General features: G+C 47.2%; 10 protein-coding genes and 2 pseudogenes. 1 reads left to right on the top strand and 11 read right to left on the bottom strand.

Going from position 1 to position 16,517, the window contains the following annotated elements:
- Positions 1-5: 5 nt before the first annotated feature.
- From MRBLPE1_RS05730 to MRBLPE1_RS05765, 8 genes are all read right to left on the bottom strand, one after another.
- Positions 6-2,201, bottom strand: coding sequence for an alpha-galactosidase (locus tag MRBLPE1_RS05730; protein WP_364142660.1), 2,196 nt, complete (start codon positions 2,199-2,201; stop codon positions 6-8).
- An 80-nt stretch (positions 2,202-2,281) separates the two neighbouring features.
- On the bottom strand, positions 2,282-3,172 hold the full coding sequence (locus MRBLPE1_RS05735) for a carbohydrate ABC transporter permease (protein WP_110771168.1): 891 nt from the start codon (positions 3,170-3,172) through the stop codon (positions 2,282-2,284).
- Positions 3,173-3,183: 11 nt separating this feature from the next.
- Positions 3,184-4,074 (bottom strand): ABC transporter permease, encoded by an 891-nt coding sequence (locus MRBLPE1_RS05740; RefSeq protein ID WP_364142664.1) that lies wholly within the window; start codon positions 4,072-4,074, stop codon positions 3,184-3,186.
- 78 nt (positions 4,075-4,152) lie between these two features.
- Positions 4,153-5,799, bottom strand: coding sequence for an extracellular solute-binding protein (locus tag MRBLPE1_RS05745; RefSeq protein ID WP_364142667.1), 1,647 nt, complete (start codon positions 5,797-5,799; stop codon positions 4,153-4,155).
- 400 nt (positions 5,800-6,199) lie between these two features.
- Entirely contained in the window at positions 6,200-7,783 is a 1,584-nt protein-coding gene (locus MRBLPE1_RS05750) for an extracellular solute-binding protein (protein ID WP_364142670.1), read from the bottom strand.
- A 58-nt stretch (positions 7,784-7,841) separates the two neighbouring features.
- A complete protein-coding gene (locus MRBLPE1_RS05755) occupies positions 7,842-9,464 on the bottom strand; it encodes a response regulator transcription factor (protein WP_364144531.1) in 1,623 nt (540 codons plus the stop codon).
- A 9-nt stretch (positions 9,465-9,473) separates the two neighbouring features.
- Positions 9,474-11,213: a cache domain-containing sensor histidine kinase gene (locus MRBLPE1_RS05760; protein WP_364142673.1), complete on the bottom strand. Its 1,740-nt coding sequence runs from the start codon at positions 11,211-11,213 to the stop codon at positions 9,474-9,476.
- 160 nt (positions 11,214-11,373) lie between these two features.
- Complete coding sequence (locus MRBLPE1_RS05765; RefSeq protein ID WP_364142675.1) at positions 11,374-12,411, bottom strand: LacI family DNA-binding transcriptional regulator; 1,038 nt, start codon at positions 12,409-12,411, stop codon at positions 11,374-11,376.
- Positions 12,412-13,359: 948 nt separating this feature from the next.
- Between MRBLPE1_RS05765 and MRBLPE1_RS05770 the strand changes: the two are divergent.
- A pseudogene (locus MRBLPE1_RS05770) lies at positions 13,360-13,710 on the top strand (FAD-binding oxidoreductase); the annotation flags it as partial.
- A gap of 1 nt (position 13,711) precedes the next feature.
- Here MRBLPE1_RS05770 and MRBLPE1_RS05775 read toward each other — a convergent pair.
- The 3 genes and pseudogenes from MRBLPE1_RS05775 to MRBLPE1_RS05785 form a co-directional block, all read right to left on the bottom strand.
- A complete protein-coding gene (locus MRBLPE1_RS05775; protein WP_364142678.1) occupies positions 13,712-14,182 on the bottom strand; it encodes a hypothetical protein in 471 nt (156 codons plus the stop codon).
- Between the two features lie 310 nt (positions 14,183-14,492).
- Positions 14,493-15,224 (bottom strand): annotated as a pseudogene (locus MRBLPE1_RS33140) (glycosyl transferase family 2); the annotation flags it as partial.
- Between the two features lie 354 nt (positions 15,225-15,578).
- Positions 15,579-16,421, bottom strand: coding sequence for a helix-turn-helix transcriptional regulator (locus MRBLPE1_RS05785; RefSeq protein ID WP_364142683.1), 843 nt, complete (start codon positions 16,419-16,421; stop codon positions 15,579-15,581).
- Positions 16,422-16,517 lie beyond the last annotated feature (96 nt).

The raw sequence follows: 16,517 nt of genomic DNA on the forward strand, positions 1-16,517 counted from the left end.
GGAATCTAAGTTAATTCAACCTGTTGAAATCTGTAGAACACACTCGTAAAGTCGCCATGCATGACCGGAATGGTTAACCCTGCATGCATTAATTCGTCACCGCCGTAAATGCGGCCGGTCTCTGCATGTTTGTACTTCGCATCAGGATGCAAGCCGTTTAAACGCAGGAACCTTATCCGTTCTCCCGGTTGCGCAAGCACCTTAAAGTAACCTACAACCGCTTCATTCTTGTTTTCGGAAACGAACATCCACGCCGCTTCGTTACCTTGGAAGGGATCAAGCAAACGGTAGAAATCTCCGAATTGAATAACAGACCTGATTTCCTTATATTGAGAGATCATCTTGCGGATAAAATCCTTTTCTTCTTCGCTCAACTTCGTAAGGTCGAGCTCAAATCCCAAATTCCCTGACATGGCAACGTGAGAACGGATATCCAAAGAAGTAACCCGATGTACCTGATGATTCGGAATAACGGACACGTGCGCCCCAATGGTACTGATTGGATATACGAGACTTGTCCCGTATTGGATATTTAGGCGGCTGACCGCATCCGAATTGTCGCTGGCCCAAGTTTGGGGCATATAAAACAGCATTCCCGGATCGAATCTGCCGCCGCCTCCAGAGCAGCTTTCGAATAAAATATCAGGAAACGAAGACGTAATTTGCTCCAAGACGTGATATAAACCAAGAATATATCGGTGGGCGATTTCTCTTTGACGTTCAGGAGGCCAGGCAAGGGATCCAACTTCTGTCAAATGACGGTTCATATCCCATTTGACATAACTGATGGGTGCGCTATTCAACACCTCGGTTATCACACGGACAATATAATTGCAAACCTCCGGCCGAGACAGGTCAAGAACAAATTGGTTCCTTCCCCATGTCTTCGGCCGTCCTTCCACTTGGATACACCAATCAGGGTGTTCCCTGTACAGATGGCTATCCTCCGAAATCATCTCAGGTTCAAACCATAATCCAAACTCCATCCCTCTGGCACGAATTCTTTCAGCCAAATCTGCAAGGCCGTCCGGCAGCTTACGCTTGTCCACCTGCCAATCTCCTAATGAGCTGGTATCATCGTCGCGGTGCCCAAACCATCCGTCATCTAACACAAACAGCTCGATTCCAAGACGCTGCGCTTCATCTGCCAGGCTCTCCAATTTCTGCGCATCAAAATTGAAATAGGTTGCTTCCCAGTTGTTTATCAAGATCGGCCTGACTCGATCCCTATGTTTGCCCCTGCATAAACGGGATCTGTACAATTCGTGGTACGTGCGGGACATCCCCCCCAGCCCATCCGAGGAAAAGACCATGACTGCCTCAGGCGTTTGAAAGGTTTCCCCCGGACCTAACAGCCAGGTGAAATCGAACGGATTAATCCCGATCGATGCCCGGCAGGTATGATACTGCTCCACCTCTACCTGGGCAAGGAAGTTGCCGCTGTACACCAAATTAAATGCGTATACCTCTCCCTTACTCTCGTCGGCTCCTTTTCGCAATAAGGCCATGAAAGGATTCTGCTGCGGGCTGCTGGCACCCCGGGCACTGGTGATGGCTTGAACGCCGTGGGTAAGCGGACGCCTTTCTATATTCCGTTCATTCGTATGCGATCCATAAAGGGTCAACCACTCAAATTCATCATCCCGAAAGTCCACACTTGCGCTTGAAACACGCAACAGTTTGATATTGCACTGCCCATGATTGGTGATGGCAACGGCGCGGCTGATGGCATCATGGTCACGGAAGATGCAATAGGTTAACGCGACCGACAAGCCAAGATGCGCATCCTCCAAAACAATCTCAAGGGAAATAGCCTCCTTATCGTTCTCTGCATAAGTCGCAGGAAGGCCTTTTAGTACTGATTTCCCATGATAAATCCTGTGAGAATGATATCGTAAGTCAGATATCGTAGATCCGTCTTCCAGTTGTAATTGGAATGCAGGCTGCCGGTAGTCCCCGTTTCCGTACACCGGATATTCATGAGGTATCGTATCCAAAGAAAAGCTGCGGTCCATAGGGTTAGGGTTAGGTGCGAAGCCTCTATCCAAAAATATCAGAGGGTTGCTTTCGTTATAGGAGACAATGCTCCTTCCCCAGTACAAATGGACAAGATACCCTCCATCCAATACCTTCATCACATAACTGGTTCTTTTATTACTGAGGTGAAAAATCTTCCTCTTTTCATCGAAATGTATATTCATGTATCTTCCTCCCCAAATACAGAGAGCTACCCTGCGGTAATTCTCCTCTCACTGATCCATATCCGAGTTGTGAGCCATAATCAACCTTTCACACTGCCGAGAACGAGACCTTTCGTGAAATATTTCTGCAAGAACGGATAGACGACTAGGATCGGGACCGTTCCAAGGAACAACTGCGCGGCGCGGCCGGTTCTCACGTTCATTTGCGCGAGCAGCTCCGAATAGTCGGTGCCGGCTCTCAACATAATTTGGTCGAAGCTGAGCAGCAGTGTCTGCAAATAGCTTTGCAGCGGATAATTATCGGGATTGTTCATGTAGATGATGCCATCAAACCATGAGTTCCAATGCCCAACGATGGTGAACAGTCCGACGGTCGCAAGCGCCGGCTTAAGAAGCGGCAAGAGGATGCGGATCAAGATTTGCATCGGCCCGGCTCCGTCGATCGTCGCTGATTCCTCGATCTCTTCCGGCAGGCTCCGAATGAAGTTCATGAGAATGATCATGCTGTAGACGGGCAACGCGCCCGGCAGAATGAGCGACCAGATGGAGTCGATGAGTCCGGCTTTGACGACGATAAGGTAGCTCGGGATCAACCCTCCGTTAAATAGCATCGTCAATACAAAAAAACCCATATAGATGCCGCGTCCCATCACTTTCTCCTTCGTCTTGGAAAGCGGATATGCGGTGAGCACCATCAAGATGAGGTTGACTATAGTCCCCAGCACGACTCGCTGGGTCGAAACCCAAAACGATTGTAAAAATTGGCCTCCTTCCAACGCAAACTCATAAGCCTTCGTCGTAAAATCGACTGGCCAGAATACGACATCTCCCGCCGCTACCGCTGCGCTACCGCTAAAGGAAACAGCAAGCAGATTAACGAAAGGCAGGATGCAAAACAGCGAAGTCAAGAACAGAATCGAATAATTGGCGATAAGAAATAGCTTACGCCCTAGGCTTTTGTCTTGAACCATAATTTCCCTCCTTAATAAATCTTGTATCCTGCGGCTTTTTTCGCAAGCACGAGGGATAAGACGACCAGGATACAAGTGATAACCGATTTGAACAGGCCGATCGCCGTGCCTATCGAATATTGCGCTTGCACAATGCCGAGCCGATACACATACGTATCGATGATGTCGCCAGATTCGTAAACAGCGGGGGAATAGAGGTTGTAGATTTGGTCAAAACCCGCGTTCATGACGTTACCGAGGGACAGGACCGCCATCAGGATAATTGTCGGTGCAAGCAAAGGCAGCGTAATATAGATCGTCTGCTTCCAACGATTCGCCCCGTCGATCAGCGCTGCCTCATACAGCCCTGGGTCGATGCCAGTCAAAGCGGCCAAATAAACGACAGTGCCGAAGCCGAACCCTTTCCAGATATCGGTGACGATCATCGTCCACGGGAAGATCGAGGGGCTGCCCAGGAATGAAATTGGCTTCACACCGAGAAGACCGAGAAACGTGTTGACGATCCCATCCGAAGCTAGAATATCGATCATAATGCCGGCCATGATAACCCAGGACAGGAAGTTTGGGATATAGACAAGCGTTTGGAACGTACGTTTGAAGGCCGCCCGCATTACTTCGTTCAGTAATAAAGCGAAGATGACTGGCACGAAGATGCCTCCGAGCAATTTGAAAATCGACATGTACAGCGTATTCCAGATCGTTCGCAAGAATTTCTCCTGCTTGAAAATGTGTTCGAAGTTTTCCATTCCGACCCATGGCGAATGGAAGCCGAGTCCCGGATTATAGTCTTGAAACGCGATGACCAATCCGTAGAAGGGGAGATAGCTGAAGATAAAAACGAGAATGATACTCGGAACCAGCATGAGGTGGAAAGCCCTCTGTTGTCTTAACTTTCTTAACATGTCCCGATCCTCCGTTCCTAGAATAATATAAAGGAGGCGAGCGTAACCTCGCCTCTTCGCATGGTTCTCAATCGTTAGTTATTTGTTGCCGTACATTTTGTTTACAGCTTCGGTCACTTCGTCTCCGCCGGCTTCCCGCCAGTCCTTGATGAGCTTATCGAAATAATCGATGCTCTCCTTACCCATGATGATCTTCGTAAAACCTTCGGTCAAAATATCATCCAGCGTGGAGCCGTATTTGGCAAGTTCCTTGGGCTGTGCTCCCCAAAGCGAGTTCTTGATATACTGATTGTTGTCGATAAAAGGCTTGGCGAGGCCATATGCGCTCCTCGGCGCGCCTTGCTGCAGGTAGTCGCCAACCGCGGCCGGTGTGCCTTTCGTCTCAAACTCGACACTGTTGTTGTACTTCTGCCACTGACCGGTCGCTGTGAAATTGCTCGTGTCTTTCTTCTTCATCGCCTCGCTGACCTTCACGAACTGCTCGTAGTCCGTGTTCGGGTTCGTGACCTTAAACGGTTGAGGAGCGTGCTCCAAGCCATCGTTTACGAAAGCGGCCAAAGTCTCTTGCGATTCCTTGCTGAATCCTTCGTCCATCATATAGGCGTAGAAGTTAATCAGCTTGATCACCGCTTCCGGATTCTTAGCTTTCTTGTTTACGACAACGTAGTTCCCGTTTAAGAAGGAAACTGAATGAATCACTTCTTCGCCATTGGCGGACGGTATGTTGTAAGGATAAAATATCGCATTCTTACCCAAGTTCGTGACAACATCCACGCCCGGACTATAGCCCCACCACTGGTAGTGAGGTTGTACGCCGACTTTGCCGGCTACGACATTAGCGTTCATCGCTGCCATATCTTTAATCGAAAATTCCGGATCGATAATGCCGAGCTTATACCATTCCGCAAATGTTGCAAGCGCATCCTTCATCTCGGGCTGGGTCGAACCGTGGACGATCTTGCCGTCTTCGCCTGGAACCCATATGTCCGGATGAGCTCCCCATGCGACTGCGAGCGTGTTTAGTGTATCGAGAGTCTGATCAAGCGCAATGCCGTAACCGCCGTGTTTTTCCATGAACTTGAGCGCGATGTTCTTAATGTCGTCTATCGTCTGCGGATCCTGGAGCCCAAGCTCTTCCTTCCAATCGTTGCGGATCCAGACAAAATCGGGCTGGTCAATGACGCCGTAGTGTAATTGCGGGATACCGTATAATTTGCCATCCTTCATGCCGGATTCAAAGCTGGCACGATCGAATTCCATGTATTTTTTCACCCGATCGGATGCGTACTTGTCGAACACCTCGGTCAGATCCATGACCATGTCCGCTTCCATCAACTTCTGCAGCTGCGATGCGTTTACACGATAAATGTCGGGAAGCTCGCCGGACGAGATCGCGAGGTTCAGCTTCGTTTCGTAATCGTCGGATACCCAATCCGTCACGACGTTTATGTTGAAGCGCTCCTTATACGCTCGCGTCCAGATGTTGTCCGTTATGTCGTCGCCTTCCGGAAATTGAGTGGACGTATTCGTTTCACGAATGGTGTGAATCGTGACCGGCTCCTTGTATTTCCCGAAAGCGTAATCTACTTCCCCATTCTCTTTCGTCGCCTGTGAAGATTCGGCTCCCGATTCCGTCGCTTGCTCTTTCTTGTCCTCACCGTTGCTGCACGCAGCAAGTAACATTAGCGCAAATGCCAAGATGATGGATAATCCTTTTCGTTTCATTTGTACCCCCTATTTGTATCGATAATGGAATTTAGAGAAATAAATAACAGGCCCTTCATAAAATCCGTCTCGTCAATTTACCGACTCTTCTGGAGACCTTATTGAACCGTTTGCCAGTAGTTCTTATGAGTCAGCCACGAAATCACCCCTTTTTTCTTTCATTCGCTGCATACTTTATTCTGTATGAGCTTTTACTATCATGACATCATCAGGCTACGCCATCTATCAATATTGTGGACGAATCATCATAAATGTGTATTTCTATGAAAAAAAAAAAAATGAACCCGGTGGAACAAACACAAAAAGAAATAAAACAAAAAAAGCTGCTGCCCCTTGATGGAGACACCAGCTTTTTTTTTGCGGCAAAATGCCCCTTCCGCCTCGAAGTGAAGACATGTCATTACTTCAGCTTCTGACGTTCCTGATATTGTTTCGTCCACTCCTCCTCAACATCCTTAATGCCTATCTTCGCATACTTGGCCAGCAGTTCCTCAAGGCGTGCCCGGGCATCCTTTGCACTGTCAGCGATCAGCACTTTCGTAATGTCAGTAAGCATACCGGATTGTATATTCGCCCAGACGATCCCCGCTTTGCTGTTCGGGTCGATCGATAAAACGCTCAGGTCCGTTCCGTCAAATTTGAAAAGCTCGGCAATACGGCGATCCTCTTGCCGATCCGGCGATTCACTTTGCTTTTCCCAATTATACTTTTGATACTGGTTCAGTTCGAGATAACGTACTCCCGTTTTCTGACTGTAGCCATCCCAATCCTTCTGAAATTCCTCGTAAGCGTTCTGCTTCAGGACCGGTGTACCGTCTTTCATTTCCCAAGTCTCGCCTTCGATGCCATAGAAGCTTAACATTTGGCCTTCCGGACTCATGTGGTAATTGAAGAAACGCATGATCGATTCCGGATTTTTCGCGTTTTTGGTGATGACCGCCACGTTCCAGCCGACCGTGCTGTAACCCGCCATATAAGGCTTGACGCCCTCTTTTCCGGCCGGAACCGGGTAGGCTTTGTAGTAGATGCCGGGATCGGTTTTCTGAAGCACCTCGTTCGGCGTCCAATAATCCCAGAAATTCGTGAAGCTGGCCGCCCATTTTCCGTTGCTGCGCACTTCCTGTTCCATGCCGTCGTTGTAAGAGAAATTCTCCGGGTCGATCATTTTCTCACGGTACATCTTGTTCAGCCATAGTAGCATGTCCTTGGTGGACTCGTTGAACATAAAAAACTTGACCTTCTGTTCCTTCTCGTCATAATACCGGTAGTCCTTGTTTTTGCTTCCCCACATGTTCGACATTTCAATAAAAGAACCGTCGTTATAATCCAGGCCGAGAGGAAACACTATTTCACCGTTCGTCGTGCTCAGATTGGCATAACGCACCTTGGCTAAATAGGCTTCGAAGTCTTTGACAGTCTTGATTTCTGGCTTACCCATTTTCTCATAAATGTCTTCACGCAGCATAAGGGTTCTGCCGACGGATAACTCCCCCTTGTCGCTGAACCAGTTGGGGATCCCGTAAAGATGGCCGTCCGGGTGCTTCAACTTGTCGACGACATGCTGCGGTATATAAGTACCGATCAGTTTGTCATACCCGTACTTTGCCGCAAGTACGTCAATTGGCAACAGCGCTTTCGAATTGACATAATTGTCCCACGTCGGCCCGCGGTCCATCCACATCACTTCCGGATAGTCTCCAGATATGAGCATGATATTCGCCTTCTGATCGCCGTCACCGTCGGGACCGCTAAAATCGAATTGAACGCCGGTTTTTTCGGTAATTCGTTTCGTGACCGGATCTGCACCCCACTTCTTTCCTTTAAACCAGACATACATCCACATGGCTTTGACGGTTACATTCGACATGCTATTCGAAGAGTTATCGGGCGGTATCTGCGCAGCATTCCCCTTCGGTTTCGATTCGGCGCTCCCGCCGGAACAAGAGGCGACCAAAGCCGCGGTCAATGTTGTGGCGATCGCCATGCTCACTCCCCTCTGCCAACGCATCTCAACACACCTTTCCACTATTTGAAAGCCGTTTTTATTCATCCCGCATCAAAGTCAACTTGCGGTAATCGAGAGGCGAGTAGCCGCAGCACTTTTTGAATTGCTGGGCAAAATAAGAAAAATGAGAGAACCCCACTGCTTCCGCGACCGCGCTGATCTTCAAGTTTGTTTGGGAAAGCAGACATTTCGCTTCCTCCATCCGGACGTTCAAAATATACTCCGACAAGGAATACCCCGTTTCTCTGCGAAAAATACGGGAGACGTAACCTGCGTTCACATGAACGATCCCTGCGATCGTATCACGGGTAATCTCTTCATGGAAATGCTCTTGGATCCATTGCTTGATCTTCATGACCGCAACGGAATCATCCTTGCAATACGCTTTAAAATAGGACACGCACGTCCGTATTACCTTATCGCACCACCCCACAAAGTGATGAACGGAGCGCCTGGCGGCTGGGGCGGAAAGCAAATCTTCGTCCGGATAGATAGCGGAGATGGAAATTGTTTTTTTATGCGCAGCCGTATAAACCATATGGAGGATAGTATAGTACAACGATTCCAGCATTTCCGGATGTAAATCTTGCTCCCGACCCCAATGGTTGATCGTTTTTCTGATTTCCTCCATTAGAAGCTCCTCTTCTCCCGCTTCCAGCAAAGCAGACCACTGTGATGCAGGAAACTGACGGAACGCCCCCTTCAGAAGCTGAGGCGATCCTTCACGCAAGGAAACGACTTGATTCGATGCCGACACACTATCCCGTTCCAGCTTGACAAGTTGCCTATAGACTTCTGCCAAATCGGGAGCTAGTGTCCACTCGCCGATATAACAGGACAAGCTGCATTTGAAATACCGTATGCATGATTGGATGTATTCCCGGCACTTTCCCTTGATCTGCTCGTCGAGGTGATACGGATCATCCTGTTGATAGGCATCGAGATGAATCAATACGACATTGTGGCCATCCAGGCTCTGTAAGGCAGTGCCGCTCCCATCGTGCAGAATGATCTCCTGCGCAGCCTTGCGCAATGCATACTCCATAATCTCCTCATCCCTCAGGCTGAATTCTTCTTTCCAGCGTTCCACGCTGATGAGAATGGGAAGAATCGTTCCCCCTGCTTGGACGGGAATTTCGTAGAGCTGAAACATCGCATTCAGCTTCTCCGGTTCTAATCTGCACCTCTCTGACAGCAAATCCTGCCATATACGCTCCGACATAGAAGGAAGCTGATCTTCCCATAAGCGTACGTATTTATTGTAGGTTTCCCGAAACGCTTCATTTTCTTTGCGTTGCTCCAGCTTCCGTATCATTTCCTTCACGACAGACAGCAATTTATCAAGCTCAATCGGCTTCAAGATATAGTCGTGAATCCCGAGATGAACGGCTTTCTGCGCATACGAAAAATCGGCATACCCGGTCAGAAATACCGACTCCAAGCCGGGATGGTTGTTCACGGCCCACTCCATCAACTCAATGCCGCTTCGCCCCGGCATTTCGATATCCGTAATCATACAATCAACCGGTTCGCGGTTCAGGATTTCGATCGCCTGCTTGGTGCTGTATGCTTTGTAGACAACAGAAACACCGACACCGGACCAGTCGATTCCTTCCGCAATGGCTTGTACCGCTAATTTCTCATCGTCAACCACCAGCATCCGATACAATCAAGACATCCCCTTTTCCTGATGATTGTTGCAATCGTTCGGGATCACCAGGGTCACAGCCGCTCCCTGAGGCTGCCTATTGGCAAAACGGATAGCCACTTCTTCCCCGAAATGCATCCGCAAGCGATGATAGACGTTCCAAATGCCCACGCTTTCTCCTTGCCTGTCAAAGTATTCTCCGGTTTGCAGCCGTCTTAGCTTCTGTTCCTCAAAACCCTCTCCGTCGTCGAATACTGCAATGAATATTTCCCCCTCCGCCGTATCTGCGTCCATTCTCACTTCAATGGAGATATGAAGAACCGCTTCTTCGCCCTGGAAACCGTGAATCAACGTATTCTCTACGAATGGCTGAATGGTTAGCGGCGGGATCTCTACATCTTCAAGCTGTTTCGGAAGCAGTACCTGATAGAATAGTTGATCCGGAAACCGCAGCCTCTGAATTTCCAGATAATTGGCGATATGGGTGCACTCCTCCTTCAGTGTAACGATCTGACGGTCGGTTCGGATCGTAAAACGGAAGTAATCGGCCAGATGAATCGCCAATTTTTGTACGGTGGCATGATCCTTCAGCACCGCCAAACTATAGATGATATTCAGGGTATTCAAATAAAAGTGGGGTTTGATTTGACTTTGCAAATGCTTGAACTCGGCTTTTTGCACCCTCAATTTCTCTTCGTACATGCCGATTGTTAAGCCTTCGATTTCGGAAGCCATATGATTGAATGTCTTGATCAAATAGGCGATTTCCCATTGTGCGGGAACCGGGAGACGAATCCTCAAATTTCCCTGGCCGATCATTCGCATCCCTTTCAGCAAGGAGCTGATCGGTTTAATTAACACACGCTGCAAAATTATAACGAAAATAAAAATGAGAAGAAGGACAATGAACGGAATCGAATAAATCGCCCGTTGAAAAAAAGGCAAGTTCAAGAGCAAATCTTGTTCCGGGATCAACAGCAGCATCCATATGGAAGACTGGGTGTACGGATGCACCATGTATATATAGCTTGCTGCACTTTTGTCATTGATCGTTCCATATTGTCCGTTTTTTTCGTTCCCCGGGTTCAACAATGGATCGGGAAAATCATTTGCGCTTATCGAAGTGAGTACTCGTCCCTCATCGGATACAAGCAAAAATTTGCCTGACTCGCCGAAATTCAAATTTTTCACCGGCTCCATGAACCTGGATTCCGGAATCCAGGCTCCTACATACATTCCGCTCGATCGGACGATACGAATCAGGCCCGATTCCGTGCTGGTGCTAACCCAGCGCCATCGGTCGCCCGATTCAGATGTGTTCACTAAGCTGCGGATCAAAGCATTTCGTTCGCGCCCCCGATTCGTATCGTACGATTCGTAATACGAAATCAGATCATCATTGTCAGCGTTATATGCAAAGAACGAATCGACCAGATTGTATAGTCCGTGATCCGCATCGAATTTGTGCATCAGCATGATTCGAGAGAAGATATAGTCCTCGGATTGTTCGGGGAATATAGCTAGAGTTTTGACATAAGTATCAGTGGTTGCGAGCTTGTACAAGTAGGAGTTGATATCGCTTAAGGATTTATCCATTGCTCGGGTGTGCAGGGACAACAGGTTCAGGTTCGATTGGGCGACTTGCTTGCGGACCACTTCCATAGCGTAATAATTGCTGTAGTACAAAAAGGCCGCCAGAGGCACGATGACGGACAGAAACCCAAAAATGAGTTTGGTACGCAGCGAGCTGTTGATAGCCATTGATCTCCCCCCGAAAAAACTCTTCTTGTTTATTCCTCCACAACAATTTGAACACGAATCGGTCCATGAAAGTCATGGCTATCAACGGTAAATAGCAGCGAATCATCAGCCCCTTCGTTCAGAAAAAATGTGGTTCTAAATTCGATTCGTACTTTGTACGTCACTCTTTCGTATACCTGCCACTGCTCCCGCGTACCACCAGTGTCGTAGGTATGATTACTGTTAACGGTACTTCTCGCCCTCTTATCCGTTCAAGAAGAAGATTCACAGCTGTTTTCCCCATTTGCTCAGCATAAAGCTTTACTGTTGTCAACGGCGGATGTACATAAGCAGATAAGTCGATATCGTCAAAACCAATGATCGTAACATCTTGTGGAATCCGGATTCCCGCTTCATGCAATGCACGCATCGCACCGATTGCGATCGGGTCATTCGCGGCAAAGAAAGCTGTCGGCATATCCCCATTTGCAATGGCCGTTAACATGAGCTCATATCCGCTTGCCGAATTCCATTCCCCAATATAGATATCGGATTCCTTACAGTAGCCTTGATCCTTCGCGATTCGTTCAAACGTTCTGTACCGAACTTCAAACTCTTCATCACCCTTGTTAAAACCTGGTTTCAGAGAATATTCCCGTCCACCGATAAAGCCAATACGGGTATGTCCCAACTGCAACAAGTAATTCAGGGCTTGCTCTGTACCGTTCCCCAAGTCAGAAATAACACAATCATATTTTTGATGATCCGGAGGGAGGCTGTTTACAAACACCACACGATTATCGCGGGGATATATTTTCTCCATATCACTCATAGAAACCTTAGCTACCACAATCATGCCATCCAAGTGATTCATCGTTTCATCTTGCCTAAACTGATTCATCCTTATGGTTTTCGCGAGTTCAAAACCCGCTTCCTTCGATTGCTTCTCAATCCCTTGCCTTATGGTGTGGTAGTAGGGATCATCGTATTCATCCTCCATCGAACACCACATTAACAGACCAATTTTCGGTATGTTATCCTTCTTTGGCCGCTTTGGAGCTTTCCTCACTTTGTTTTGATATCCCAATTGGTTTGCAATGAAGATGATTCTTTCTTTTGTTTCCTTTGTAACCGAAAGCGTCGGATCTTCATTGAGAACTCTGGATACCGTTGCAATCGATACCTCAGCCACTTTTGCGATATCCGTTATGGTCGCCAATTCCATCAGCCCTTTAGTAAAATAATCGTTCTTTTAGTTAAACAAATCCTATCATATGACCTTTTTTTATGTCAATCACAATGTATATCCGGCTTAATAAATGCCGTTTTGGTTAAAATGTAGTTTTAACTATTTTTTTAACCTTTTTTAACTGATATTTCGTAGGCAAATCGACCGTTTTGTTAAAAGATGGATCTCCGTTTCCCATGAAAGCAAAGAAGAGTATTCAATCCTCGAGGGATAAAAACCCAAATACATGTTATTTCCTCCGTTAATGTGCTGGAGGATATAGGCTTTTAATGTTTTCGGACTAAATCCTTGAAATACGTTTGTCAGCCTCATACAATCGTCACAGCTCTCTCAAATTCATAACAAAACCTCCCGTTTAGAAGCTCTTAAATCTAGTTTGCTTCTAATAGGAGGTTTTAATCTGAAAGCTTTGAACTAGCGTTCCTTGTTAACTTAAATTCGCCCTCTATCTGCATCTACTTTAATTTTATTTATTATGTGTAATGGCAGCCAAGGTTAGTTAAATGTAGGACGACAAGAACTTGGTACCATTCCCGTAACAATGGCTGTGATGCACAAAAAACAGCGATCAGGTTTTTCGCTGATAGCTGTTTTTCATTCTCCATGGAATCCCTCAAGTCTATCTAACGGCAGATATGTATTTTTACCGGGACCTAATTTCCCCAAGTAATTCTGCATACTACTTTGTTTCATAGAAGTTTTCGACTCCAATTTACTAGATAAATTCATTTGTTCTTTATTCGAGGATCAAGCGGGGAGTTGCATGCTGATAGAAAAGATTACTGAAAGGGAAACACAATCTTGATTTTGTTTGTATCTTTCCATATTTCAATGACGAGAAACCGACGCTCCTCTCTGCTGTACGCTATAAAGAGCCGTTTGTGTTTCTCGTCCATTTTCATTCCGGGGGGACTTGCAATGTTGAGCATCGAAATTAAAGGCGAATTAAAAACGATAGTAGGCGATTCCTATTTTAAAGACGATCCCCAGTCGCTGATTACCCATTCCTATGACGGCACGCCGATGCAGCAAGCACTGCCTGACGGCGTTATTTATCCGGAAACGACCGAGCAGATAGCTGCAATTATGAAGGTTCTCCATCGTCATCGTATTCCCTTGATCACCCGCGGCTCGGGAACGAACTTATGCGGAGGAACTGTTCCTGTTACTGGCGGCGTTGTTATGGTTATGCACAGAATGAATCGGATACTGGAGATTGATCTTGAAAATTTGACGGCAGTTGTACAGCCCGGCGTGAACACGATGCAGCCTAGTGTTTTAAACCTCCACCGCTACCGCCGTAAACATAACCATAAGGGCGATGAGGACCATATAATTCTGATGCTTTGAATCTGGAATATTGCGCCACGGCTGCACTCGCGCGATTAATCCGAGTATAGTCATTTGTGGACATGCCACCCATATTGGATTCTACAAAATATGCTCCGCTGGATACCGCGAATCCAATTTTGCTTTCTGCACCAACCTTGCTTTGCTCCGAATTTTCACTCCCTTGAACAGGAGCGAGAAATTGGAAAAAGCGTTTTTCATAGCTTTCTTTAGGCGGAAAGTAAAACGAAAATCTGGTGTTCGTACCTTCGAATCCTCCGTGAATATACCGATGCCGTACCGGCAGATCTCGCCATTCATCGACATTTACATAGGGATATTGAAATTCAGGATCCTGAGTCCCATTATAAACGGTAGATGATGAAGCCGCATGCTGCGAATTAAGTTTCATTGTTTACCTCCGAACGTAGATTTCTTATGACAATATGATGTTGCAGGGCATGTGAGTCCGCTTCAAATGCCATGTTAGTAGACGGTTCAATAATCATTATAAAAGTATATCCCCCCCCCTTTCTAACACTTAGAGGACTTGTTGACTGGCATTTTGATGACTGCAAACTTAAGATAAAGTTGTTAAATATCCTGTCGCCCATTTTAATACACAAAGAGCCCTCGCATTATTATGTGTTCGGGGCTCTTTGAATTCCTACCGTTGTTTTATTAATGCTGCTGACGAATACCCCCGGAACCACTGGCCCCGGACCCAGACCTGGACCAAGCCTCGCATGTACGTTGTTATCTTCGAGTACATGTCCAATATATTCGACTCCCCGGGCTCTGCACCAATCTCCGATCTGGCTGCAGAAGTTGTCCGCGTAGAGCCTGATACTCATATACGCGTATAGTATGGCATTACATTGTTCTTCCGCATCTTCCTGCTAGAGAAGATAGAGATGCTTGCGGTAATCTTTGCCTAATGCCTGCTCAAGCAATGCTGGCATTTCACTGCTCCAAGGGAGCGGCACTCCTTTTTTTCCTGGCTTTAAATGGAAGTCAAAATTCGTTTTATCAATCCGGGTTCATCCGAGAAAAATCCCGCAAAGGTGCTGCCGAAATCTTCTTTATACCGTTCATATACAGCCTCATAAACGATATAAAGAAAGATGCGGACTGAATTCCGAGCAACGGAGATCAGCTTATTAACGCCGCACGCGTTTCGGAGTGGTTGAGATCGCCGGCCGAAGCCTGTTCATCAGCAAGGTATCGAGCAAAAGAAAGGCTCCACGCGCAGGGCCTATCGCATCAAGATAACGTTCAGCCAGAAACTTGCGGTGCAGCTCTTCCGGAGCCTCCTTAACCTTACTCGCTTCATGTCTCGTCGGGAAGTGATCGTCATCAAGCAGCCACACCTTCATTCCGCGTTGTCGCGCTTAGTCCATAATAATATCCATATCCAACCACCACTGTGGACCGAGAAAATCGGGGTGCGGCCGTTCTGTTTATCACGCGGCGGCAGAGGGCGTGTCTGTAAAGCAGATTGCTACTACAGTTAGCAAAAAACTGAATTTACCTTTGAGTAGCGCAAACAGATTGAAAGCGATTATCAAACTTTCCTGGTTCAGTCTTACAGTATCTTTGCATACTCCGGCAAATAGCAATTGGACGCAAAAAGAGCTCGGTTGGAAGGCTGTTACCGTACTAATGAGGATATTGGAGTTAGTCATACCGAAATCCTGAAAAAATCGCGTTATCCCATTTGGATAACGCGATTTTTATGTCCAATGATTTTGCTTCCAAGTTGACAAGGTACACATTTACTCCCCGAACGCACTTGGACAGTACATGTGTTACGACTTCTGATAGCTGCGGCGGAAGGCGCCGGGTGTGAGCCGTTCCAGCTTCTTGAAGATTGCTCCATAATAGCTGGCAGATTCGAAGCCGACTTGATGAGCAATATCCTGCATCCCGCGCTGCACATTGTCGAGCAGCAGTTCCTTGCTCTTGTTGATCCTTACCTGATTGACATAGCTGATGGGACGAATGCCTGTTGTCTTCTTGAATAAATGGCAGAAGTATTCCGGTGTGACGCACATCAGTCCGGCGAGCGTCTGCAAAGTAATCTCTTCGGCATAATGCTGGTCAATATAGTCCAGGACCGGCTTTAACCGCTCATACTGCTGCCCGACGGAATCGCTGCCCTCGACAGAGACGCGCTGAATAATCTCCGTCAATAAGGTATAGAGGATGGCGGAGCAGGCGTAATTGCTTAACGTTCGCTCTTGCGGCGTAAGGGCAGCTTGCAGCAGCTCCCGCATTCGGGATAGAAGGTATTCGGGCGATGCGAGCGCGAATACGCATGTGTCTACAATGCCGACTGTTTCAAACAAGTTCGCTGACCCGCTGCCATCGAAGATGATCCAGTCGACTTCCCAGCTCCCCGATAAAGCATAGTATTCGTGCTTCTGTCCGGGGAACAGCAGCATGCCCATGCCTTGCTTGACGATATGCTCCGTTTCACTTAGCTTGAGCTTGCCCTCGCCACTACGGCATTGAATCCACTGATAATCCTGAATGCCTGGGTCTCGGCGTATATGCTCCTGTTCATGATGCAGACCAATGCCGAGCAAATAAAAAGGGAGCAGCTTGTCTCGGGCGGATAGTACCGGGAAAGCGCGATTGGGATGAGGCATGCGACCAACTCTCCTGTTAACTTAATATTATTATATCGTATTAATTATTTAAGATATTCACTCCAATTAATATAGCATATAATCGCAATATATTGA

This window comes from Paenibacillus sp. LPE1-1-1.1 (assembly GCF_040676435.1).
Taxonomy (GTDB): domain Bacteria; phylum Bacillota; class Bacilli; order Paenibacillales; family Paenibacillaceae; genus Pristimantibacillus.